Source organism: Microbacterium sp. PF5 (assembly GCF_004794315.1).
In the GTDB taxonomy this organism is placed as follows: domain Bacteria; phylum Actinomycetota; class Actinomycetes; order Actinomycetales; family Microbacteriaceae; genus Microbacterium; species Microbacterium sufflavum.
This window is the reverse complement of the sequence record NZ_SSDQ01000145.1, coordinates 40,295-62,650: the sequence shown is the minus strand read 5'-3', so window position 1 is coordinate 62,650 and position 22,356 is coordinate 40,295. Positions and strand designations below refer to the sequence as shown.

Genomic DNA, 22,356 nt, shown 5'->3' with positions numbered 1-22,356 from the left:
GCTGCTGCACGGCGGCGGACAGGAGCGCGGGCGCCGCTCGGGCACCGCCGACGTCGCGGGCGCCGTGGGCCTGGCGACCGCGCTCGACCTCGCCGAACGGGAACGCGAGGTCGCGGGGGCGCGGATCGGCGCCGCGACCGGACGCTTCATCGCCGAGGTGCTGCGGCGGGTGCCGGAGGCAGCGCTCACGGGTGACCCCGTGCGCCGTCTGCCCGCCACGGCCAGCTTCACGATCGCGGGGGTGAGCGGCGAGGCGGTGCTGCTGGAGCTGGAGCGGCGCGGCGTCATCTCGTCCAGCGGCTCCGCGTGCGCGGCGGGCAGCGACGAGCCGTCGCACGTGCTGCTCGCGTGCGGCGTCGACCCCGCGGTCGCCCAGACCTCGGTGCGCTTCACGTTCGGGCGCGCCCCCCTTCCGGACGACGCGCCGGAGCGCCTCGCCGCCCTCGTCGCCGCCTCGGTGGACGCCGTCCGCGGATGAGCTGCGGCTCTAGACTCGGCTGGTGACCGACGCCCCGCTCGTGACCCTGGTCGTGCCAGGACGCGACATCGCCGCCTTCGCCCCCGCCGCGCTCGACTCGCTGCGCGCGCAGACCGAGCGACGCTGGCGTGCCATCCTCATCGACGACGGCTCGACCGACGACACGGGCGCGATCTTCGACGCCGCCGCGGCCGCGGATCCGCGGTTCACGTCGATGCGTCACGCCGCCTCCCGCGGCCTCGGTGCCGCGCGCAACGTGGGACTCTCGCTCGTGGACACCCCGTACACCGGGTTCCTCGACGCCGACGACGAACTGCGCCCCACGGCGCTCGCCCGGCTGCTCGGCACGCTCGAGGAGACCGGGAGCGACCTCGCCGCCGGCGCGTACGTCCGGTCGCGGTGGCAGGGCGACCGCTACGTCGCGGGGCGCGTGCAGCCGTGGGTCGCCGCCGCCACCGCCCCCGAGCGGCGCGGCACCACGCTCGCCGAGCACCCCGCGGCCGCGTCGAACATCGTCGCGTGGTCGAAGGTGAGCAGGACCCCGCTGTGGACCGACCTCCGCTTCCCCGAGGGCGTCGCCTACGAGGACCAGGTCGTCGCGCAGACCCTGTACACCCGCGCCGGGGCGTTCGACGTCATCCCCGACGTCGTCGTCGAGTGGCGGGTCAGGGCCGACGGCACGTCCATCACGCAGAGCAAGGCCCAGCTCCCCGTGCTCCGCGACTACCTCACGGCCCTCCGCGGCGGGATCGCGGTGCTGCACGCCGCCGGGGAGCACGCCGCCGTCACCGCCCGCCTCGACCTCATCCTGGCGATGGACGTCCCTCCCCTGCTCGACATCGCCCGTACGCACCCCGACTCGGCGTACGAGGCCGAGGTGCAGGCCTTCCTGGCCGAGCTGCGGGCGCTGCCGGAGTTCGCCGACGCCGCTCCCGATCCCGCGCTCGCCGACGCCCTGAGCTGGTGAGCCCGACCCCCGAAAGGCCGCCCGCATGAACGCCTACCTCGACTCGCTCTTCTCGCTCGACGGTCGCACGGCCGTGGTGACCGGCGGCAGCTCCGGCATCGGTCGCGGCATCGCCACCGCACTCGCCCGCGCGGGCGCCGCGACTGTGATCGTCGCCCGTGGCGAGGAGCGCATCCGCGAGACCGTCGAGGAGCTGCGCGGTCACGGCGCCCGCGCGGCCGGGGTCGTCGGCGACCTGGGCACGCGCGACGGCATCCACGCCGTGGCCGCCGCGGCCGCGGAGCCGTTCGGCGAGCCGGACGTCCTGGTGAACTCGGCGGGCATCAACCTCCGGCCGCCCTACGCCGAGATCACGCAGGACGACTGGGACGCGACCATGACGGTGAACGCGCTGGCGCCGTTCCTGCTCGGCCAGCGGTACGCGAGGGGTATGGCGTCCCGCGGCTACGGACGGCTCATCCACATCAGCTCGCAGCAGGCGCACCGGGCTTTCGTGGGCAGCGGAGTGTACGGCGCGTCGAAGGGCGCGGTCGAGTCGCTCATGCGCTCCGAAGCCGAGGCCTGGGGCGGCACCGGGGTCACGAGCAACACCCTGGTGCCCGGGTTCGTGCTCACCCCGCTGAACGCCCGGCTGCAGCAGGACCCCGACACCATCGCGGCCCTCGCCGCGCGCACCATGATCGGACGCAACGGACTACCGAGCGACTTCGCGGGCGCCGCGGTGTTCCTCGCCGGTGCGGGCTCGGCCTACGTCACCGGGCACTCGCTGTTCGTGGACGGCGGCCTGTCCGTGCACTGACGCCGCCCCCCTGGCGCTCAGGCCTCGGGGAGGGCGGACTCGTCGGGGTCGGGCGTCGTGACCCCGGTGGCCGCCGCCGGTGCGGACGGCGTGATCAGCGGAGCCGCGGTCGGTGCGGACGGCGTGATCAGCGGAGCCGCGGTCGCGAGTGCGGTGACGGCGTCCGCCGCAGCCGCGTCGTCCGGTGCGCGGTCGGCACGGCGGGCGTCGAGCGCCGCCCGCACGCCCCCGGTCGCGGGCTCCCCCGCGTCGTCTTCCTCGATCTCCGCCTCGACGGTGAGCACGCGCGAGGCCGCCACCTGCTGCGCCGCGAGCTCGGCGTAGAGCCCGCCCTGCGCCAGCAGCTCGGCGTGCGTACCGGACTCGACGATGCGGCCGGCATCGATCACGTGGATCACGTCGGCGCCCATGACGGTGGACAGCCGGTGTGCGATCGAGAGGGTCGTGCGTCCCTTCGCCGCCTCGTCCAGCGCCTCCTGCACGACGCGTTCCGATACGGTGTCGAGCGCCGAGGTCGCCTCGTCGAGCAGCAGCACCGGCGGGTCCTTGAGCAGGACGCGCGCGATCGCGATCCGCTGCTTCTCCCCGCCGGACAACCGGTAGCCGCGTTCGCCGACCACGGTGTCGTAGCCCTTCTCGAACCCGCTGATGATGTGGTGGATGTTGGCCGCGGTGCAGGCGGCGATCAGCTCCTGCTCGGTCGCGTCCGGCTTGGCGTACAGGAGGTTCTCGCGGATGGTCGCATGGAAGAGGTAGGTCTCCTGCGACACGATGCCCACGTCGTCGATGATCGACTCCTGCCGCAGCGTGCGCACGTCGGCGCCGGCGAACAGGACGGTGCCCTCCGTGGCTTCGTACAGGCGCGGTGCGAGGTAGATGATCGTGGTCTTGCCCGCCCCGGACGGCCCGACGAACGCCACGTGCTGCCCCGGCTCCGCCACGAACGACACGCCGTGCAGCGTGGGTCGGGCGTCGGGCGCGGCATCCGGGTAGCGGAACACCACGTCGGCGAACTCCACGCGACCGCGCGGCCCCGGCGCCCGGTCGACCGTGATCGCGTCGGGCGCGTCGGTGATCTCCGGCACCAGGTCGAGGTACTCGAAGATGCGCGCGAACAGGGCGGACGACGTCTGCAGGTCGAGCGAGACGCGCATGAGCCCCATCAGCGGCATGAGCAGCCGTGCCTGCACCGTCGTGAACGCCACGATGGTGCCTGCGGTGATGGCACTGGTGCCGCCCGCGATGAAGAACCCGGACACGAGATAGATGACGGCGGGGACGCTGGCCATGATCACCTGCACGACCGCGAAGAAGCCCTGACCGCTCATCGCGCGGCGCACCTGGAGGACCACCTGGTTGCGGTTCTCCGCCTGGTAGCGCTCCGACTCGGTGCGCTGCCGGTTGAACGCCTTGGAGAGCAGCATGCCCGACACGCTCAGCGTCTCCTGCGTGATCGACGTGAGCTCCGACAGCGACTCCTGCGTCTCCCCCGCGATGCGCGCCCGCACCTGGCCGACGCGGCGCTGGACGAGCACGAGGAACGGCATCAGCACGACCGCGATCAGGGTGAGGCGCCAGTCGATCAGGATCATCGCGACGAGCGAGGCGATCACGGTGACGGCATTGCCGAGGATGCTCGTGACGGTGTTGGTGAGCACGCCGGACACCCCGCCGACGTCGTTCTGCAGGCGCGACTGGATGACCCCGGTCTTGGTACGGGTGAAGAACCCGAGCTCCATCGCCTGCAGGTGCTCGAACAGGCGCACCCGCAGGTCGCCCGTGACGCTGTTGCCGACGGTCGCGGTGAGCCACGTCTGCACGACGCCGAGTCCGGCCGAGAGCAGGAACAGGGCGACCATCGCGCCCACGAGCCAGGCCAGCAGCTGCAGGTGAGGGCCGCCGCCGTCGACCGGGAAGAGTGCGTCGTCGAAGATGCGCTGCACCAGCAGCGGCGGGATGACCGCGATGCCCGCTCCCACGACCACCAGCACGCCCGTCACGAGGATGCGCCACCGGTAGGTGCTGAACAGCGCGACCACGCGGCTGCCCAGGCCCTCGATGCGCGGAGCCTCGGCGTTCTGGCGGCGCTGGGCCTCTTCGTCGACCCCGCGGAACCCGGCCCGTGGCCCGCCGCCCATACCGCCCATGCTCATGGCGCAAGCGTACCCACGGGCGCCGACGTCGCCGCCCGCGGATCTCCGCCCTGAGCGGATATCACAGGGATCGGAATGAAATGTCCGCGGCACCCGTTACGCTGAGTGACTCCTGCGAACTCTCGCGCCTTCCTTCCCCCTCGATGCCCTGGAGGCCGCCCATGTCTGCCGTCGATACCGGCTCCATCTCGACGCCTCCCGCACAGGGCGGTGAGATCCCCCGCCGCGACATGCGCGTGATCTGGCTCCTGCTCGTCGCGGCCTTCGTCGCCATCCTCAACGAGACCACGATGGGGATCGCGATCCCGCACCTCAACACCGACCTGGGCATCCCGCCCGAGCTCGGGCAGTGGCTCACGAGCGCCTTCATGCTCACCATGGCGGTCGTCATCCCGACGACCGGCTTCATCCTGCAGCGCTTCACGACCCGTCAGGTCTTCATCGCCGCGATGACGGCCTTCTCGCTGGGCACCCTGGTCGCGCTGGTCGCGCCCGGCTTCTCGGTGCTGCTGGTCGGCCGGGTGATCCAGGCCGCGGGCACCGGCATCATGATGCCGCTGCTGATGACGACGATCATGAACGTCGTGCCGCCGCAGTCGCGCGGCCGCATGATGGGCCGGGTCGGCCTCGTGATCTCGCTCGCCCCCGCCATCGGCCCGACGCTCGCCGGCGCCGTGCTCGATGCGTTCAACTGGCGGGCGCTGTTCGCGATCGTGCTGCCCATCGCCCTCGTGTCGCTGGGCATGGGCGTGAAGTGGATGACGAACCTGGGCGAGACCCGCAAGGCTCCGCTCGACGTGCTGTCGATCCCGCTCGCGGCGCTCGGCTTCGGCGGCATCGTGTTCGGACTCAGCCAGTTCGGCGGCGAGGGCGGCTCCGGCGGCACGGCGGGTGTGATCGCGCTGTCGGTCGGCGCCGTGTCGCTCGCGCTGTTCGTGTGGCGTCAGCTGGTGCTGCAGCGCGTGGACGACGCGCTGCTCGACCTCCGGGTGTTCCGCGTCGGCAACTTCTCGCTCGCGGTGATCATCATGACCATCCTGGCGCTGTCGATGTTCGGCACGCTCACGCTGCTCCCGCAGTACCTGCAGAACGTGGCGGGTCTCACGGCGCTGGAGTCGGGGCTGATCCTGCTCCCGGGTTCCGTCCTGATGGGCCTGCTCGGTCCGGTCATGGGCCGCGTGTACGACGCGAAGGGCACGCGCCCGCTGCTCATCCCCGGCACCGTCCTGGTCTCGGCGGCACTGTTCTTCTACTCCACCGTGGGCGAGCACACCGTGTGGTGGCTGCTCATCATCGTGCAGGCGGCCATGTCGGTCGGACTCGCGATGTCGTTCACCCCGCTGTTCTCCTCGTCGCTGGGCTCGCTGCACCGGTCGCTGTACTCGCACGGCTCGGCCGTCCTCAACACGCTGCAGCAGGTGGGCGGTGCCGCCGGAGTCGCGCTGCTCACGGTCACGTACTCGGCGATCCTGCACGCGGGAGAAGACGAGGGTCTGTCGCGGGCGGTCGCGGGGGCACCCGGTGCACGCATGGCGTTCCTCATCGCGGCGATCATCTCGCTCGCGGCGGTGGCGCTCAGCCCGTTCGTGCGCAAGCCCGCCGACGATGCCGGTGAGGCCGGCCACGGGGGCCACTGACACCGCTCGGGTGTGACGGCGTCTGTCGCCTACCGCGTCGACGGCGCGGGGAGGTGGCAGACGCCGTTGCTGCAGAAGCCGACGGCATCCCCGTCGAGCACCTCGAGCGCGGCGGGGAGCGGCTGCAGCACGGGCGCGGTCTCCTGCTCGGCGTTGCGCGGCGTCTTCTCGGTCATCCTTCGATGGTACGCCCGCCGGAGAGGGGCGGCTCCGCGGCCCTACCCGCGGTGCGCGGTCGGGCGTATCCTTCCGGGTGATGCGGGTCAACGCCCCTCCGGGGGGCCCGGACGAGGGAGTCGACATGATCATCCGCACCCCGATGGCGGCCACCGCCGAAGGTCCCGTCGCCGCCATGTACGACAGCGACATCGCTGAGGACGGCTTCGTCTTCGCCCACACCCAGGCGATGGCCGTGAACCCGGAGGCCTACGCGGCCTTCGAGGCCCTCGTCCACGCGGTGGTGCCGTCGATCGGCGTCCGCGTGTACGAGGCGGCCACGCTCGGCGCCGCCCGCGCGATCGGGTCGCCGCACTGCCTCCTGGCGCACGGACGCCGCGCGGTGCGCATCGGCCAGGTCGACGAGGCCGGGCTCGCCGCGTTCGGCGAGGGCGACGACAGCGCCTTCGACCCGGCGGAGCAGGCGGTGATCCGGTACGCCGAGCGGCTCTCCCGCGAGCCGGAGGCCATGACCGACGCCGACTCGCAGCGCCTGCGCGACGCGGGGTTCTCCGACCGGCAGCTCGTCGACATCACCCTCGCCGCGGCGGCGCGCAACTACTTCAGCCGGGCGCTGCAGGCCCTCGCTGTGCCGGTGGATCCGATGCCGGGGTTGAGCGTCGCGGTCACCGAAGCCCTGACCGGTGGCACCGCGGCGAGGCGGACCGATGGCTCTGCACCGCCAGCCGATCGATAGGCCGCTCCCCTAGCGTGGACGGATGCTCAGACGACTCCTCGCCCGCGTGTTCTGGGCGTTCAGCCGCTGGACGCTCGCCGGCGGCCGCGCGCCGGACCGCCCCACCGTGCTGATCGGCGCCCCGCACACCTCCAACTGGGACTTCGTCCTGATGCTCGCCATCGCCTGGCGGCTCGGCATCGACGTGCACTGGCTGGGCAAGAAGAGCCTGTTCCACGGCTGGCGCGGCCCGATCATGCGACGCCTCGGCGGCATCCCCGTGGATCGCGCCGACCCAGCGAGGGTCGTGGGCGAGGTGGTCGCGCAGGTGCACGCCGGCACGGTGTTCGGCCTGGTGGTGACGCCCGACGGCACCCGCGGCGGGAACGCGTACTGGAAGTCGGGCTTCTACCGCATCGCACGGGAGACCGGCATGCCCGTGACCCTGGGCTTCGTGGACCGCGCGACCATGACGACCGGACTCGGCCCCACGATGGAACTGACCGGCGACGTCTCCGTCGACATGGACCGCATCCGCGCGTTCTACGCCGACAAGCACGGCGTCCGTCCCGAGCGGCGGACCGAGCCGCGGCTGCGCGAGGAGACCGAGAGCGCCTGACCGCCCCGGGTCTCCCGCGCGCTCACTCGTCGTCCGGCGCGTGCTTCCGCGCGTACGCGAGGTCGTCCTCGGACAGCGTCTCGATCATGCCGACCACGGCGCCCGTGATCTCCCGGATCTCCTCGCGCACATCCTCGTCCAGGTGCCGGGAGCCGCTGCCGATGACCGCACGGCGCGCGTCGTCGGACAGCTCCGGCCACCACTCGTCGATCGGGGGAAGCGTCATTTCGAGTCCTTTCGAAAGGGGGCGGCGAGCCGGGACGCAACCTTCTGGACACGACCGAAGCCGCGCCACGAGACTGAGGCTATGACAGCAGATGCACGCCGTGGCCCGGACGATCGGGATGACCGCGACGACGGCCGTGACGAGACCCCGAATGAGCGCGCCGACCGCAACTGGGATGAGCTGCTGCAGGAGCTGCGGGTGATGCAGACCGGCACGCAGATCCTCACCGGGTTCCTGCTCGCCGTGGCGTTCCAGCCGCGCTTCACCGACATGGACGAGCTGCAGCGCGATCTGTACGTGGTGCTGGTGGCCCTGGCCGCGATCGCGACCATCCTCGCCCTCGCTCCGGTCGGCATGCACCGGGCGCTGTTCGGCACCCGGCAGAAGCCGGAGCTCGTCCGTATCGCGGCGCGCATCGTGAAGGTGGACCTGGTGGTGATCGGTGCGCTCACGATCGGTGTCACGACGCTCATCGTCGACTTCACCGTGAACCGCACCGCCGGACTCGTCGCGCTGATCGCGGCGCTCGTGCTGGTCACGGGACTGTGGATGGCGCTGCCGGGATTCCTGCGTCGCGCGCGTGCGAGGGCTCGCGCCGACACCTGATCGCCGCCGCCGCGCGCGGGTGCGCGACGGCGACGGCGATGGCTCTCCACTCCGGTCCTCAGCGGCCGGCGGGGCTGCGGTTCTCGGCGCTCACCATCCAGGCGAACTGCTCCAGGCGCTCGATCACGGCGTGCAGCAGATCGGCCGAGGTGGGGTCCTCCTCGTCCACGTCATCGTGCACCCCGCGCAGCGTGGCCACCGTCGCCTCGAGCCGCTCGGTCACGAGGTCGATCGTCTCGGTGGTCGAGACCTCGCCGGTGGGGAACTCGGGCAGCGTGGTGGTCTTCGCGATGGTGGCGCTGCGACCGTCCGGCACCGCGTGCAGCGCGCGCATCCGCTCCGCGATGGTGTCGCTGAACGTGCGCGCGTCCTCGATGATCTCGTCGAGCTGGCGGTGCGTGTCGCGGAAGTTCCTGCCCACGACGTTCCAGTGCGCCTGCTTGCCCTGCAGCGAGAGCTCGATCAGGTCGACGAGCACCGCCTGCAGGTTCGCGGCGAGCGTGGGCGAAGCGGTGAACCCCTTCTCCGCGTTCTGCTGCCGGGTGGTCTTGGCCCGCGTGCTCGCGCCGCTCTTCGCGCCGCCGGTCTTCTTCGTCTTGGTGTCTGCCATGGTGTGACCTCCTTCCGCGACCGTAGCCGCCCGCGCCTCGCCGGATCGAGGGGGTTGACACTCGCCGGGCTCACGGTCGAACGTGGCGGAGTCCCCCGGACGCAGAGAGAGGCGGAAGCGTGACCAGCACCGAACAGAACGAGGGCCCCGAGATCGTGATCTCGCCGATCAGCGACGCCGACGCGGGCGAGGTGCTGACCGTCCAGCGCGCGGCCTTCGTGTCGGAAGCGGCGATCTACGGCAGCGTGGACATGCCGCCGCTGACCCAGACGCTCGCGGAGCTGGAGGCCGAGCTGAGGTCCGAGTCCGGTTTCACGGCTCGCATCGACGGACGGCTGGTCGGCGCGATCCGGTACGTCGAGAAGGACGACCTGCTGCTCATCGGGCGCATCGCCATCGCGCCCGACATGCAGGGCGAGGGCATCGGCCGCCGGCTGCTGGAGGCCGCGGAGCAGGCGTCGCGGGCACCAGTCGCCGAGCTGTTCACGGGAAGCCTCAGCGAGGCGAACATCCGGCTGTATGAGTCGTGCGGCTACGTCGAGCACGAGCGCGTGCCCGACGGGGACGGCACCGCGCAGGTGTTCCTGCGCAAGCGGCTGCGAGAGTAAACGCGAGGCTCGGATGACGCAAGGGGGTGGAGGCTCGCGGCGGTGACGGGGATCGTGGAAGCACGTGTCGCGACCGCGGCACGACCCGACCGGAAAGGAGAGCTTCGTGCTCACCCTCACCGACAACGCCACCGCCATCGTCTCGACCCTCGTGAGTCGACAGAACGACGCGCCGGACGCGGGTCTGCGGATCCACTCCGCCCCGGCTCAGGATGACGCAGGGGCGGCGCACCTCGCCGTCGCCGTGACGGCCGACCCGGAACCGGCGGATCAGGTTGTGGAGATCCAGGGAACACGCCTGTTCCTCGACGATGCGGCGGCGGCCGCTCTCGACGACAAGATCCTGGACGCGGGAGTCGATGACGAGGGCTCCGTCTCCTTCGCGGTGCTCCCGCAGGTCGCCTGACCCACGGACTCCGGATGCCGCGGCCGACTCGGTCGCGGCATCCGTGCGTTCAGTCCCAGTCGAGGTACTCCTCGAGCACCACGGCGGTCTCGATCGGGTGCGTCATGGGGAAGAGGTGGCCGCCGCCGTCGATCCGCTTGATGCTCGCACGCTCGGGAGCGGCGGCCTGCAGGCGCTCGGCGTTCGTCTCCGGGGTCTCCGTGTCGTCTGTCCCCTGGATCAGCAGCACCGGGATCACCGGAGCCAGCGGAACCTCCACGTCCTCCACCCCCAGCAGCGCCAACCCGTTCACCCGGTCGGGGTGCGCGACGGCGAAGGAGCGGGCGACCGTGCCTCCGAAGCCGTGCCCGCCGATCCAGGTGTCCTCGAGGCCCACGTGGTCGATCACGGCGAGCGCGTCCGCCACGCGGTCGTCGAGCGAGGCGTCGACGCCGTCCGCGCGGTGGCCGATGCGCAGCACGTGGAATCCGGCCTCCTCGGCGAGGTAGTGCCCCACGACACCGAGCACGTCGGCGGCCAGGTCGCGCTCCTGGATGAGCACCAGCTTGACGGGTCCGTCGCCCTCGTCCACGAAGGGGATGGCGCGGCCGTCTGGCTCGAAGATCTGGGTGTCGGTCATCGGCGTCGGTCTCCTCGTGCCGTCGGTGTCAGGGACGCAGGCGGTCGTCCACGCCGGGCTCCTGCGACCCGCGCCGCGGCCGAGACCGCCTGCGTCCAGCGTAGCCCGCCGGGGGCCGCGCCTCCTCCTCGCGACCCCCGGCGGAGTCACCGTGGGCGCCCCAGTTCGCGCCACAGGTGAGCGAGCGTCGCGGCACCGCCCACGAGCATCCGCAGGTCGAGGCTCTCGTCGCTCGCGTGCCAGTGGTCCTCGGGAAGACCCGTGCCGAGGAAGTGCACGGGAGCGTCGAGGTGTCGCGACAGCCAGTCGGCCGGGCCTCCCCCGGCGTTGCCCATGCGGCCCTGCACCGGGATGCCGAATCCGCGGCCGAGGGCCCGTTCGAGCGCGTCAGTCACCTCGCCAGGGGGCGAGACGTACGGCTCCTGGGCGATGTCCTCGTCGACCTCGAGCGTGTAGGTCGCCCCGTCGGGCATCACGGCGGCCACGTGGGAGCGGAGCAGGTCCGCGATGTCCGGGATGCGCTGGTCGGGCACGGTCCGCACGCTGAGCGATGCCGTGGCCTCGCGCGGGATGACCGATCGCTCGATGCCGTCCGGATCGCCGGCGAGCAGCGAGATGACCTCGATCGCCGGACGCGTCCACAGACGCTCCAGCGGCGTGAACCCGTCCTCGCCGACGATCGCCCGGGTCTCGGTGCGCGTGATCCAGTCCTGCTCGTCGAACGGCAGGGCGGCGAACTCCGCCCTGCGCTCGGCGGAGGTCTCGGCGACGCGGTCATGGAAGCCGGGGATCGCGATGCGCCCGTCCGGGTGATGCAGTCCGCCGAGCACGCGGGACAGCACGAGCGCCGGGTTGAGCGTGACCCCGGACGCGACACCGCTGTGCACGTCGCGCTCCGGTCCCCTGATCGTGAGCGTCGCCGTCAGGGTGCCGCGCATCGAGGTCACCGGGGCGGGGGCATCCACCCGCCACTGGATCGTGTCGGAGAAGACGACGAGATCGCAGGCGAAGCGCTCCGGCTCCTCGTCGAGCAGACGGCGGAGGTTCGGCGATCCGATCTCCTCCTCCCCGTCGATCAGCAGCTTGAGGTTCACGCGCGGGAGCGCGCCGTCGACAGCGGCAGCGGCGCGCAGCGCCCAGACGTGCGCGAGCACCTGTCCCTTCGCGTCCGACGCCCCGCGGCCGTACAGTCGTCCGTCGCGGCGCACGGGGGTGAACGGCGCGGTCTCGCTCCACTCCTCCGGTTTGGCGTGGCGTACGTCGTGGTGGCTGTAGACCAGCACGGTGGGAGCCCCAGGGACGGGCGCGCTCTCGCCGTACACCGTCACGGACTCGCCGACCGGAAGGAGGGTCGTGCGCAGTCCCGCGTCGCGCAGCTCCCCCGCGATCCATCGGGCGGAGCGCTCCATGTCCTGCCGCCTGTCAGGGTCCGCCGACACCGAGGGAATCGCGACCCAGGCGGAGAGCCGGTCGACGATCTCATCGAGGTTCGCGCGCAGGAAGCCAGCGATCGGGTCCGTGTTCTCCTGAGAATCCTCCGCCATGCGACCACCCTGGTCTGCACCACGGGGCGGGGACCAGGGGTTGACGGCGGGGGCGAGCACCGGCTATCCGCTCGCCGTCGCCCGAGGCGCGCGGGCCGCCGGCCGTCGTCTACCCGACCCGCCCGGCTCGGCGCAACTCCCTCGTGCCGGTGCAGACCGCGCGCTAGCGTCGCAGTTCCCGGTCTTCGGCAGAAGGGAACGCCATGCTCCACGTCGGCCCCGCCCCGCACTTCCCCGAACGGCCCCGCCGTCCGCGAGACGTCCGGACCGCACGGGCATGACGGCGGCGTTCCGCGTCGAGCCGTGGTCGGTGAGCATCGCCGGGGTGGATGTCGAGCATCTGGCGCAGGAGGAGTCGGTGTTCGGACTCTCCAACGGGCACATCGGCTGGCGCGGCAATCTCGACGAGGGCGACCCGCGCGGGGTCGCCGGCAGCTACCTCAACGGGGTCTTCGAGGATCATCCGATGCCGCATGCCGAGGACGGCTACGGTTATCCGGAGACCGGGCAGAGCGTGATCAACGTGCCCAACGGGCAGCTCATCCGTCTGCTCGTGGACGATGAGCCGTTCGATGTGGAGCACGGCACGGTGCACCGGCATGAGCGGCGCCTCGATCTGCGGGACGGGACGCTGCACCGCGAGCTGGAGTGGGAGTCGGCGGAGGGTCGGCGCGTGCAGGTCGCGTCCACCCGGCTCGTCTCGCTGCGACACCGCTCGCTCGCCGCTGTCCGGTATCGCGTGACGGCCCTGGAGTCCGTGGCCGTCACAGTCCTGTCGGAGGTGCTGGCGAACGAGCCGCTGCCGTCGCCGCACGCCGATCCCCGTGTGCAGGAGCTGCTCTCCCGCCCGCTCCAGGCCGTGGACTCCGCGGTGCTGGGGTCGCGCGCCACGCTGCTGCACCGCACCAGGCGCAGCGGCATCCACGTGGCGGTGAGCGCGGACCACACCGTTTCCTCGACCGCCGCTACCGTGCCCACGGTCACGGTGGAGGCCGACCGCGACCTGGCGCGCACTCGCATCCATGTGGCTCTGGCGGCGGGCGAGGAGCTCGAGGTCGTGAAGTTCGTGGGCCACGAGTGGTCGGACTCGCTGACGCCCCAGACGCTTCGCGACCGCGCGGACGAGGCCGTCGAGGAGGCCGTGCGCCTCGGGTGGGAGTCGGTCGCGACGGGCCAGCGCGAGGCGCTCGACGCGTACTGGGAGTGCGGCGACGTGCGGGTGGAGGGCGACCCCCGCCTGCAGCAGGCCGTGCGGTACGCGCTCTTCCAGGTGTTCCAGGCGGCGGCACGCGCCGAGGTGCGCTCGGTGCCGGGCAAGGGGCTCACGGGTTCGGGTTATGAGGGGCACACGTTCTGGGACTTCGAGTCGTTCGTGCTCCCCGTGCTCACCTCGACGGCGCCGGACGCGGCGCTGCAGGCGCTGCGCTGGCGGTATGCGACGCTCGATCATGCCCGCGAACGCGCGCGCACCCTGCACCTGGACGGAGCGACCTTCGCCTGGCGCACGATCGACGGACGCGAGAGCTCCGGCTACTGGCCGGCCAGCACGGCGGCGTTCCACATCAACGCGGCGGTGGCCGGCGCCGTGATGCAGTACGTCAGGGCGACGGGAGACCGCGACTTCGAGCGCGACGCCGGCGCGGAGATCCTGATCGAGACCGCGCGGCTGTGGCTGTCGCTCGGCCGCTGGGACGACGACGGCGGCTTCCATCTCGACGGGGTCACCGGCCCTGACGAGTACTCCGCGATCGTCGACGACAACACCTACACGAACCTGGCGGCGCGACGGAACCTGCGCGGTGCGGTGGCCGCGGCCCGACGCCACATCGAGGTCGCGGAGCGGCTCGGGGTCGACGACGCCGAGGTCTCGCGCTGGAACGACGCCGCTGACGCGATGACGGTGCCGTTCGACGAGCGGCGCCGCGTGCACGAGCAGTTCGCGGGGTCGACGCGGCATGCCGTGTGGGACTTCGACGCCACGCGACCCGAGCAGTACCCGCTGCACAGTCACTTCCCGTACTTCGACCTGTACCGGAAGCAGGTCGCGAAGCAGGCCGACCTGGTGCTCGCGCTGTACACGGAGCACGAGGAGTTCACGCGGGAGGAGAAGGCCAGGGCGTTCGCGTACTACGAGGCCCTCACGGTGCGCGACTCCTCACTCTCGGCCATGGCGCAGGCGGTGATCGCGGCGGAGCTCTGGCACCTCGACCTCGCCGCGGCATACCTCGCGGAGCTCGCCGCGCTCGACCTCGACGACCTCCACGGCAACACCGCCGAGGGGTTGCACATCGCGGCGCTCGCGGGCATCTGGACCGGCATCACCGCGGGCTACGGAGGCATGCGCGACAGCGACGCCGGCCTCTCGTTCCACCCCCGGCTCCCCCGCAACATCACGCGGCTCGGGTTCGGGGTGCGCCTGCACGGGTGCATCCTGCACGTCGACATCACGCCCGACGACACGACCTACCGCCTGAGCGCGGGCGACCCCGTCACGGTGCGGCACGCGGGCCGAGCGGTGCAGCTCACCGCGGGCGAGTCCGTGACCCTGCCCACGCCGCCACCGGAGTCCCCGCTCACCCCCGAGCCGTCGCAGCCGCGCTGGCGAGAGCCCGGCGAAGCGCGCGAGGAGGGGTGAGCCCGCGCGCGCGACCTCGTGTCAGGCCGAGCTTTCGTCGCTGAGCTCGTCGAGCACGAGCTCGCCCCGGGCGTTCAGGCGCTCCATCATGCGCTCGAGCCGCGCCGGGTCGATCTTCGGCGGCGGCTCCTCGTCGAACTCCAGGACCAGCGGGATGCTCGGGTGCATCCACGCCGAGAGGCGCCCGGGATGCTTCTTCCCCGAGGGCCACGTCATCATGAAGCTCTCCTGACGGCGGAGCTTCGTCGAGATCACGATCTTCAGATGCACCAGGACGTCGTCGTCGACCTCGATCGGCGGCCGCGAGCTGTTGTACTCCAGCTTTCCCATGATCGAACTCTAAGCGTTCCCAGGAACACCGGCGACCACTTCCCGCATCAGTTGTTGAAGCGGAATTCCACGACGTCGCCGTCCTGCGCAGGTCGTTCCGCTTCCAGACTGCGCTCATACGCCATATCTTTGACTGATGGCTCCCTCAACCCGCAAGATATTCTCCGTCGGACGCCGGATGCTGGTCTTTGTCGCGGTTGGGTTCGCGTGCGGTGCGCTAGTGGGCGTCCTGGTCGTGCTTGCCTGGTTGCCAGGAGCGATGGTGACCTATTCGGAGAATCCCCAGTTCGTTGATCCTCGAACGTCGGGCGTTGCATGGAGCGCCGCGTTTGCGGTTGTCGGCGGAGCACTTGGATCGCTCGTCGGACTGGGCGCGGGGGTCATTCGTACCGCCATGGATTCGGAGGATGTAAACACCCCGTTGGCGCACTCTTGAACCGACGACCGCATCGTCGCCTGCCCTTGAATGACGTCGTCTAGCGGCTTACTTCGACCCGCCAGATGTGTTTCCGATACGGAACTCCACGACGTCGCCGTCCTGCATGACGTAGTCCTTGCCCTCCAGCCGGGCCTTGCCCTTCGCGCGGGCCTCCTGCACGGAGCCGGTGGCGACGAGGTCGTCGAACGACACGATCTCGGCCTTGATGAAGCCCTTCTCGAAGTCGGTGTGGATCACGCCGGCGGCCTGCGGGGCCTTCCATCCCTTGCCGATCGTCCACGCCCGCGCTTCCTTCGGTCCGGCGGTGAGGTACGTCTGCAGCCCGAGGGTGTCGAAGCCGATGCGTGCGAGCTGGTCGAGGCCGGACTCCTCCTGGCCCGTCGAGGCGAGCAGCTCGGCCGCGTCCTCCGGGTCCAGGTCCTTCAGTTCCGACTCGATCTTGGCGTCAAGGAAGATCGCCTGCGCGGGGGCGACCAGGGCCGCGAGCTCCGCCTTGCGCGCGTCGTCGGTGAGCACGGCTTCGTCGACGTTGAACACGAAGATGACCGGCTTGACGGTCAGCAGGCCGAGCTCGCGGATCGGCGCGAGGTCGAGGCCGCTCGTGGACAGCAGCACGCCGCGCTCCAGCGCGTCCTTCGCCGCCTGCGCCGCTTCGAGGACCGACGGGTCGATCTTCTTCCCGCGCACCTCCTTCTCGTACCGGGTGATCGCCTTCTCGACGGTCTGCAGGTCGGCGAGCATGAGCTCGGCGTTGATGGTCTCCATGTCGGACGCCGGGTTCACCGCACCGTCGACGTGCACCACGTCGTCGTCGGAGAAGCCGCGCACGACCTGGGCGATCGCGTCCGCCTCACGGATGTTCGCGAGGAACTGGTTGCCGAGTCCCTCTCCCTCGCTGGCTCCGCGCACGATGCCCGCGATGTCGACGAACGACACGGCGGCGGGGAGGATGCGCTCGCTGCCGAAGATCTCGGCGAGCTTCTCGAGCCGCGGGTCGGGCAGGTTCACCACGCCGACGTTCGGCTCGATCGTCGCGAACGGGTAGTTCGCCGCGAGCACGTCGTTCTTGGTGAGAGCGTTGAAGAGGGTGGACTTGCCGACGTTGGGCAGGCCGACGATACCGATAGTGAGAGCCACGGGGTACGAGTCTACCTGGGGCCCCCGATGCTGCCGTGCGGGCTCAGTCGCGCACGGCGCGGAACGCCCTCGTCACGTACGGCAGCTCGATCGCGGCGTCGTCGTGCAGCCCCAGCTCGTCGAACAGGGCGTCCATGTCGCGCCGGATACGCGCCTTCTCCGCGTCGCCGGCCGTGATGACGTAGTTGCGCGACGACGCCATGCGGTGCATCATCTCGCGCGTCACCGGACGCACCCACTCCCAGCGCTCCTGCTCCAGCCCGCCGAACGGCGCGACCACCACGGGGTCGCCCGCGGCGAGCATGATCTCGGCGTTGCTGCCGTGCATGATGTCGGTCAGGCGACGCACCCAGTCCACCCGCTCGTCGCGCAAGTTCCAGACCAGCCCGAGCACCCCGCCGGGGCGCACGACGCGGCCGATCTCCGCGGAGGCCACGACCGGATCGACCCAGTGCCATGCCTGGCCCAGCACCACCGCGTCGACGCTCGCATCGGGCAGCGGGAGGCGCTCGGCCGTGCCGACGAAAGTGGGCACTCCGGGCACCGCGTCGCGCAGGGCGGCGAGCATCGCGGGATCCGGATCCACCGCGACGACCTCCGCGCCCTCCCCCGCGACGAGGGCACGGGTGAGCTTGCCGGTGCCCGCGCCGACGTCGGCGATACGGCGGGCTCCTGCCGGCGCGCGGTCGAGCATCCACGCGACCGCCTCGAACGGGTATTCGGGGCGACCGACCTCGTAGCTGCCCGCCTGGCCGCCGAAGGAGGTCGCCTGCTCGTCGCTCATGTGGCCAGCCTACGGCGAGTCTGCGACCCGACGTCGGAGGCCCGGGAGAGAGTGAAGACGTGCCACTGGACTTCACTGCGATCGACTTCGAGACCGCGAACTCCAGCCCGGCCTCCGCCTGCGCCGTCGGACTCGTCCGCGTGCGCGGCGGCGAGGTCGTCGCCACCGCGGGCTGGCTCATCCAGCCGCCGCCCGGTCACGACGAGTTCATGGAGTGGAACGTCCGCATCCACGGCATCCGGCCGGAGCACGTCGCGACGGCCTCCTCCTGGGCGGATCAGTTCGACCGTCTGTGCGCCTTCGCCGGTGCCGACGTGCTCGTGGCGCACAACGCCGGATTCGACCTCAACGTGCTGCGCCGTGCGGCGGAGGCCACGGGTCAGATCTGCCCGCCCTACCGCTCGCTGTGCAGCCTGCAGGTGGCCCGCAAGACCTACCAGCTCGACTCGTACCGGCTCCCGCTCGCCGCGGCCGCCGCCGGGTACGACGAGTTCTCCCATCACGATGCCCTCGCCGACGCCCGCGCATGCGCGCACATCGTGGTCGATGCCGCTCGGCGCGCCGCGGCCGCCGACGTCTTCGCCCTCGCCGACGCCCTGAGCCTGCGGGTGACCGAGCCCGCCCTCCCCGCCCTGGAGCGCGCGGTCGCCTGAGACCGCTCAGCGGTGCCTCCCGGCGAATGTCCGACCCCGGGGGCACGATGGGCCCATGGATGCGCTGACGATCGTTCTGCTCCTCGTGGCCGTGGCCGCGGGCGTCGCCCTGGGCTGGTTCCTGCGCGCGAGTCGGGGCGCCGCCGAGCTCGCCCGTGCCGAGGCCGAGCTCGCGGCCGCCCGTGACGACCGCGACCGGCAGTACGACCTGTATCGCGACGCGGTCGAGCACGGCCGCGCGGAGCAGCGCGCCGAGGCCCTGCGTGTGCAGCAGCAGAACGCCGTGCTGCAGGCGCTCGCCCCGGTGCGCGAGAGTCTGCAGCAGATGCAGTCCAAGGTCGCGGCCATCGAGCACGAGCGGCACGAGCAGTTCGGCACCCTCGCGGAACAGCTGCGGCGTGCGCAGGAGTCCGACGAGGCCCTGCGCGCGACCACGGAATCGCTCGCCGGAGCGCTGAAGTCGACCGCGACGCGCGGGGTGTGGGGCGAAGCACAGCTGCGCCGGGTGGTGGAGGCCGCCGGGCTCACGCGCCACGTCGACTTCGATCTGCAGACCACGATCTCCTCGGACCGCGGGCAGGGGCGCCCCGACATGGTCGTGCGGCTCGCCGGGGGCACGTCGATCGCGGTCGACGCGAAGGTTCCGCTCGACGCCTACCTCGAGGCCTCGGCGCTGCCCGTTGGCGACGCGCACGAGGCGCAGCGTCGCGCACACCTCCAGAAGCACGTGAAGGCCGTGCGCGCACACGTCGACGCCCTGGCGAAGAAGGCGTACTGGTCGGGCCTCGACGCGAGTCCCGAGTTCGTGATCTGCTTCCTGCCGAGCGAGTCGCTGCTCGCGACGGCCATCGACGAAGACCCGACGCTGCTCGATTACGCCTTCAGCCGCCGTGTGGCCCTCGCCTCCCCCGTCAACCTGTGGGCCGTGCTGAAGACCGTCGCCTACACGTGGACGCAGCAGGAGGTGTCGACCGAAGCACGTCGTCTGCTGACCCTGGGCACGCAGCTCTACGAGCGCCTCGGCACGCTCGCCGGTCATGCCGACGATCTGCGCCGGGCGCTCGAGCGCACGGTCGACAGCTACAACCGGTTCGCGGGGTCCCTCGAGTCGCGTGTGCTCGTGACGGCGCGGCAGTTCCCCGGAGTGGACGCGTCCGCGCTCAGCGCTCCGCCCGTCGTCACAGCGGACGGTCGTCGCTTCACCGCGGCGGAGCTGATCGGCACCGGTGGGGCCGGGCCGACCGTCGATGCCGCGCCGACCTCCGAAGCCGCGGCGGCGGTCGAACCCGCATCCACGGCCGTGCCGGTGGACAGCGGCGTGTCACGCACGGCCTCCGGAGCAGCGGAGCCCGCGGCGGCGCCGGGCGAGACCCCGGACCTCCTGGACGGCCTCAGGGCCGACGTCGGCGAGGTGCGACGACGCCTGGATGAGGCGCAGACGTCCCGCCACGAATGAGCCGGAACGGCCAGGACGAGGACGCGTCAGGCGACGCCGGGCACGCCGCTGAGCAGCAGGATGACGAGGCCGCTTGTGGCGAGGAAGGCGCCGATCATCCACCAGGCGCTGATCTCGTGGCCCTCGTCACGTCGAACGCGGAACAGCACGTCGGCCCGACGAGCCGGGTCAACCTGCGGTTTCGCGGGGGCGGCCGGTGTGGTCACGGCGGCCTCGGCATCGGCGCTCACCCGGAGGATGCGTCCCGTGTTGGTGGTGATGATCTTGGTCGGTGCGGCGCTGGTCGAGCCACTCGTGTGCTGCGTTGTCATGCGTTCGCCCTCCTGTGCCTGCGGTGCCTGGCGGCTCCGTCGACGGCGACAAACCCAGTGACAATTGTGACACGACGCCTCGCGCGACCGGTGCCACGGTTCGCGCGCGCCGGTACCGGCTCGATAACGATGGCGTCGCCCGACACGGGCAGCCTTCGAGCTCAGAGCAGTCGATCAGCCGCGGAAGGAAATGTCACAGCCACTTCGACACGAGGTGCTCCGAGGCGATGCGGCGCAGTGTTCCCGAGGCCCCGCGCAGCACGACGCTCTCGGTGTAGACGTAGCCGCGCTCCCGGCGCACCCCCGCCACGAGCTGTCCGTCGGTGACGCCCGTCGCCACGAAGATCGTGTTGTTGCCGCGCACGAGGTCGTCCGCCTCGTACACCCTGTCCATGTCGAGTCCCGCGTCGATCCCGCGCTGGCGCTCGTCGTCGTCCCGCGGCCACAGCCGCCCCTGGATGTGACCGCCGAGGGCCTTGATGGCGCACGCGGTGACGATGCCCTCGGGGCTCCCGCCCACGCCCACGCACATGTCGGTGCGCGCATCGTGGCGGGCCGCGTTGATCCCGCCGGCCACATCGCCGTCGCTCATCAGCCGGGTGCCGGCGCCCGCATCGCGGATGTCCTGGATCAGCTGCTCGTGCCGTGGACGGTTCAGCACCGACACCACGATCTCGTCGACCGGCTTGTCGAGCGCGCCCGCGAGCCGGCGGATGTTCTCGCCGATCGGGAGCCGGATGTCGACCACGCCCACGCCCGCCGGTCCCGTCACGAGCTTGTCCATGTAGAAGACGCTGGACGCGTCGAGCATCGTGTCGCGGTCGGACACCGCGATCACGGAGAGGGCGTTCTGTCGTCCGGCGGCCGTGAGGGACGTGCCGTCGATGGGGTCGACCGCGATGTCGCACAGCGGGCCCTGCCCGGTACCGACGACCTCGCCGTTGAACAGCATCGGGGCGTTGTCCTTCTCCCCCTCGCCGATCACCACGCGGCCCTGGAAGTCGACCGTGCCGAGGAACGCGCGCATCGCGTCGACCGCGGCACCGTCGGCCGCCTCCTTCGCGCCGCGACCGATGAAGGGCACGGCGCGGATCGCTGCCGCCTCCGTCGCGCGGACGAGCTCCATCGCCAGGTTGCGGTCGGGACGGAGCGGGCTCAGGTCGGCAGTCAGACTCACCATGCGGCCAGCCTAGCTACGTAGGCGCGCGAACAGCCCTACTTTCCGCCGGTATCTCGCGAAGGAATCGCACTTCTTAACAGCACGGCAGATCGTGCGCCGCCGAACGCTCCGCTCGCCTGCACGAGCCGGACAGGCGCCCCGATAGAGTGGCACCTGTCCCGGCTTCACCTACCGCAGGAGTTCTCATGCCCGTCGCCACCCCGGATCAGTACGCCGAAATGCTCGACCGCGCGAAGGCCGGCGGCTTCGCATACCCCGCGTTCAACGTGTCCAGCTCGCAGACCATCAACGCCGTCCTGCAGGGACTCACCGAGGCCGGCTCCGACGGCATCATCCAGGTCACCACGGGCGGCGCCGACTACTTCGCCGGTCACACGGTGAAGGCCCGCGCGACCGGCGCCCTCGCCTTCGCGCGCTACGCCACCGAGGTCGCCAAGAACTACCCGGTCACCGTCGCGCTGCACACCGACCACTGCCCGAAGGACGCCCTCGCCGGCTTCGTCGAGCCGCTGATCGCCGCCTCCGAGGAAGAGGTCAAGGCCGGCCGCAACCCGATCTTCCAGTCGCACATGTGGGACGGCTCGGCCGTGCCGCTGGCGGAGAACATCGAGATCGCCAAGGAGCTCCTTCCCCGGATGAAGGCGATCAACGCGATCCTCGAGGTCGAGATCGGCGTCGTCGGCGGCGAGGAGGACGGCGTCGCGCACGAGGGCTCGAACGAGGCGCTCTACACGACGTTCGGCGATGTCGACCAGGCCGTGCAGGCGCTGGGCCTCGGCGAGCAGGGCCGCTACATCGCCGCGCTCACGTTCGGCAACGTGCACGGCGTGTACAAGCCCGGCGGCGTGAAGCTGCGCCCCGAGCTGCTGGGCGAGATCCAGGCCGAGGTCGCCGCGAAGTACAACACCGGACCCAAGCCGCTCGACCTCGTCTTCCACGGCGGATCCGGCTCGACCGACGAGGAGATCGCGCTCGCGGTCGCCAACGGCGTCGTCAAGATGAACATCGACACCGACACCCAGTACGCCTACACCCGCGCGATCGCGGACTACATGTTCAAGAACTACGACGGCGTGCTGAAGGTCGACGGCGAGGTCGGCAACAAGAAGCAGTACGACCCCCGCGCCTGGGGCAAGATCGCCGAGTCGGCGATGGCCGCTCGCGTGGTCGAGTCGACGCGTCAGCTCGGTTCGCACGGTCAGTCGAAGAGCTGATCGCAGGATCACGAACGAAGGGGCCCGGCACTGTGCCGGGCCCCTTCTCGTTC

24 protein-coding genes are annotated in these 22,356 nt (G+C 71.3%); 13 read left to right on the top strand and 11 right to left on the bottom strand.

Translation table 11 applies throughout. The features are described 5' to 3' along the window. The 3 genes from DW297_RS14250 to DW297_RS14240 all read left to right on the top strand — a co-directional run. Nucleotides 1–478 (top strand): aminotransferase class V-fold PLP-dependent enzyme (locus DW297_RS14250; protein WP_136033523.1); only part of this gene is annotated, 478 nt, incomplete at its 5' end. Between the two features lie 22 nt (nt 479–500). Continuing rightward, nucleotides 501–1,445, top strand: coding sequence for a glycosyltransferase family 2 protein (locus tag DW297_RS14245; protein WP_342589030.1), 945 nt, complete (start codon nt 501–503; stop codon nt 1,443–1,445). 25 nt (nt 1,446–1,470) lie between these two features. Next, complete coding sequence (locus DW297_RS14240) at nt 1,471–2,244, top strand: SDR family NAD(P)-dependent oxidoreductase (protein WP_136033519.1); 774 nt, start codon at nt 1,471–1,473, stop codon at nt 2,242–2,244. Nucleotides 2,245–2,261: 17 nt separating this feature from the next. Here the strand turns inward: DW297_RS14240 and DW297_RS14235 are convergent, their stop codons facing one another. Then, on the bottom strand, nt 2,262–4,391 hold the full coding sequence (locus tag DW297_RS14235; RefSeq protein WP_136033536.1) for an ABC transporter ATP-binding protein: 2,130 nt from the start codon (nt 4,389–4,391) through the stop codon (nt 2,262–2,264). A gap of 167 nt (nt 4,392–4,558) precedes the next feature. Between DW297_RS14235 and DW297_RS14230 the strand changes: the two genes are divergently transcribed. Continuing rightward, nucleotides 4,559–6,034 (top strand): MDR family MFS transporter, encoded by a 1,476-nt coding sequence (locus tag DW297_RS14230; RefSeq protein WP_136033517.1) that lies wholly within the window; start codon nt 4,559–4,561, stop codon nt 6,032–6,034. Nucleotides 6,035–6,063: 29 nt separating this feature from the next. Here the strand turns inward: DW297_RS14230 and DW297_RS18990 are convergent, their stop codons facing one another. Further along, nucleotides 6,064–6,210 (bottom strand): hypothetical protein, encoded by a 147-nt coding sequence (locus DW297_RS18990; protein WP_168387113.1) that lies wholly within the window; start codon nt 6,208–6,210, stop codon nt 6,064–6,066. A 125-nt stretch (nt 6,211–6,335) separates the two neighbouring features. On the opposite strand from DW297_RS18990, the gene DW297_RS14225 reads away from it, so the two are divergent. Together DW297_RS14225 and DW297_RS14220 are read left to right on the top strand one after the other, a co-directional pair. Then, nucleotides 6,336–6,947 (top strand): carboxymuconolactone decarboxylase family protein, encoded by a 612-nt coding sequence (locus DW297_RS14225; RefSeq protein ID WP_136033515.1) that lies wholly within the window; start codon nt 6,336–6,338, stop codon nt 6,945–6,947. A gap of 22 nt (nt 6,948–6,969) precedes the next feature. Beyond that, nucleotides 6,970–7,545: a 1-acyl-sn-glycerol-3-phosphate acyltransferase gene (locus tag DW297_RS14220; protein WP_136033513.1), complete on the top strand. Its 576-nt coding sequence runs from the start codon at nt 6,970–6,972 to the stop codon at nt 7,543–7,545. Nucleotides 7,546–7,567: 22 nt separating this feature from the next. Here DW297_RS14220 and DW297_RS14215 read toward each other — a convergent pair whose 3' ends face one another. After that, nucleotides 7,568–7,771 (bottom strand): hypothetical protein, encoded by a 204-nt coding sequence (locus tag DW297_RS14215; RefSeq protein WP_136033511.1) that lies wholly within the window; start codon nt 7,769–7,771, stop codon nt 7,568–7,570. Nucleotides 7,772–7,852: 81 nt separating this feature from the next. On the opposite strand from DW297_RS14215, the gene DW297_RS14210 reads away from it, so the two are divergent. Beyond that, a complete protein-coding gene (locus DW297_RS14210; RefSeq protein ID WP_136033509.1) occupies nt 7,853–8,377 on the top strand; it encodes a DUF6328 family protein in 525 nt (174 codons plus the stop codon). 58 nt (nt 8,378–8,435) lie between these two features. Here the strand turns inward: DW297_RS14210 and DW297_RS14205 are convergent, their stop codons facing one another. Then, nucleotides 8,436–8,987 (bottom strand): Dps family protein, encoded by a 552-nt coding sequence (locus DW297_RS14205; RefSeq protein WP_136033507.1) that lies wholly within the window; start codon nt 8,985–8,987, stop codon nt 8,436–8,438. Nucleotides 8,988–9,106: 119 nt separating this feature from the next. On the opposite strand from DW297_RS14205, the gene DW297_RS14200 reads away from it, so the two are divergent. Together DW297_RS14200 and DW297_RS14195 are read left to right on the top strand one after the other, a co-directional pair. After that, entirely contained in the window at nt 9,107–9,595 is a 489-nt protein-coding gene (locus tag DW297_RS14200; RefSeq protein ID WP_205814405.1) for a GNAT family N-acetyltransferase, read from the top strand. Between the two features lie 106 nt (nt 9,596–9,701). Continuing rightward, a complete protein-coding gene (locus DW297_RS14195) occupies nt 9,702–10,001 on the top strand; it encodes a Fe-S cluster assembly protein HesB (protein WP_136033504.1) in 300 nt (99 codons plus the stop codon). A 49-nt stretch (nt 10,002–10,050) separates the two neighbouring features. Here the strand turns inward: DW297_RS14195 and DW297_RS14190 are convergent, their stop codons facing one another. Continuing rightward, nucleotides 10,051–10,620: an alpha/beta fold hydrolase gene (locus DW297_RS14190; protein ID WP_136033502.1), complete on the bottom strand. Its 570-nt coding sequence runs from the start codon at nt 10,618–10,620 to the stop codon at nt 10,051–10,053. 146 nt (nt 10,621–10,766) lie between these two features. After that, nucleotides 10,767–12,164: a M20/M25/M40 family metallo-hydrolase gene (locus DW297_RS14185; RefSeq protein WP_205828307.1), complete on the bottom strand. Its 1,398-nt coding sequence runs from the start codon at nt 12,162–12,164 to the stop codon at nt 10,767–10,769. A 277-nt stretch (nt 12,165–12,441) separates the two neighbouring features. Here DW297_RS14185 and DW297_RS14180 point away from each other — a divergent pair, with 277 nt between their 5' ends. Beyond that, complete coding sequence (locus DW297_RS14180) at nt 12,442–14,799, top strand: glycoside hydrolase family 65 protein (RefSeq protein ID WP_136033500.1); 2,358 nt, start codon at nt 12,442–12,444, stop codon at nt 14,797–14,799. Between the two features lie 21 nt (nt 14,800–14,820). Here DW297_RS14180 and DW297_RS14175 read toward each other — a convergent pair whose 3' ends face one another. The 3 genes from DW297_RS14175 to DW297_RS14165 form a co-directional block, all read right to left on the bottom strand. Continuing rightward, the gene (locus DW297_RS14175) at nt 14,821–15,129 is read right to left on the bottom strand and encodes a DUF7882 family protein (RefSeq protein WP_136033498.1); all 309 of its coding nucleotides are present in this window, start codon (nt 15,127–15,129) and stop codon (nt 14,821–14,823) included. A 484-nt stretch (nt 15,130–15,613) separates the two neighbouring features. Further along, nucleotides 15,614–16,705: a redox-regulated ATPase YchF gene (gene ychF / locus DW297_RS14170; RefSeq protein ID WP_136033496.1), complete on the bottom strand. Its 1,092-nt coding sequence runs from the start codon at nt 16,703–16,705 to the stop codon at nt 15,614–15,616. Nucleotides 16,706–16,748: 43 nt separating this feature from the next. Then, nucleotides 16,749–17,489 carry a class I SAM-dependent methyltransferase gene (locus DW297_RS14165; RefSeq protein WP_136033494.1) on the bottom strand — a complete coding sequence of 247 codons (741 nt, stop codon included), beginning with the start codon at nt 17,487–17,489 and terminating at the stop codon, nt 16,749–16,751. Nucleotides 17,490–17,548: 59 nt separating this feature from the next. Between DW297_RS14165 and DW297_RS14160 the strand changes: the two genes are divergently transcribed. Both DW297_RS14160 and DW297_RS14155 read left to right on the top strand, forming a co-directional pair. Continuing rightward, nucleotides 17,549–18,142 carry a 3'-5' exonuclease gene (locus DW297_RS14160; RefSeq protein ID WP_136033492.1) on the top strand — a complete coding sequence of 198 codons (594 nt, stop codon included), beginning with the start codon at nt 17,549–17,551 and terminating at the stop codon, nt 18,140–18,142. Nucleotides 18,143–18,197: 55 nt separating this feature from the next. After that, the gene (locus DW297_RS14155) at nt 18,198–19,598 is read left to right on the top strand and encodes a DNA recombination protein RmuC (RefSeq protein ID WP_136033490.1); all 1,401 of its coding nucleotides are present in this window, start codon (nt 18,198–18,200) and stop codon (nt 19,596–19,598) included. A 26-nt stretch (nt 19,599–19,624) separates the two neighbouring features. Here the strand turns inward: DW297_RS14155 and DW297_RS14150 are convergent, their stop codons facing one another. Beyond that, entirely contained in the window at nt 19,625–19,909 is a 285-nt protein-coding gene (locus DW297_RS14150) for a hypothetical protein (RefSeq protein WP_136033488.1), read from the bottom strand. 193 nt (nt 19,910–20,102) lie between these two features. Then, on the bottom strand, nt 20,103–21,089 hold the full coding sequence (glpX, locus tag DW297_RS14145; protein ID WP_136033486.1) for a class II fructose-bisphosphatase: 987 nt from the start codon (nt 21,087–21,089) through the stop codon (nt 20,103–20,105). 185 nt (nt 21,090–21,274) lie between these two features. Between glpX and fbaA the strand changes: the two genes are divergently transcribed. Beyond that, a complete protein-coding gene (fbaA, locus tag DW297_RS14140) occupies nt 21,275–22,303 on the top strand; it encodes a class II fructose-bisphosphate aldolase (RefSeq protein ID WP_136033484.1) in 1,029 nt (342 codons plus the stop codon). The last annotated feature ends 53 nt before the right edge of the window (nt 22,304–22,356 follow it).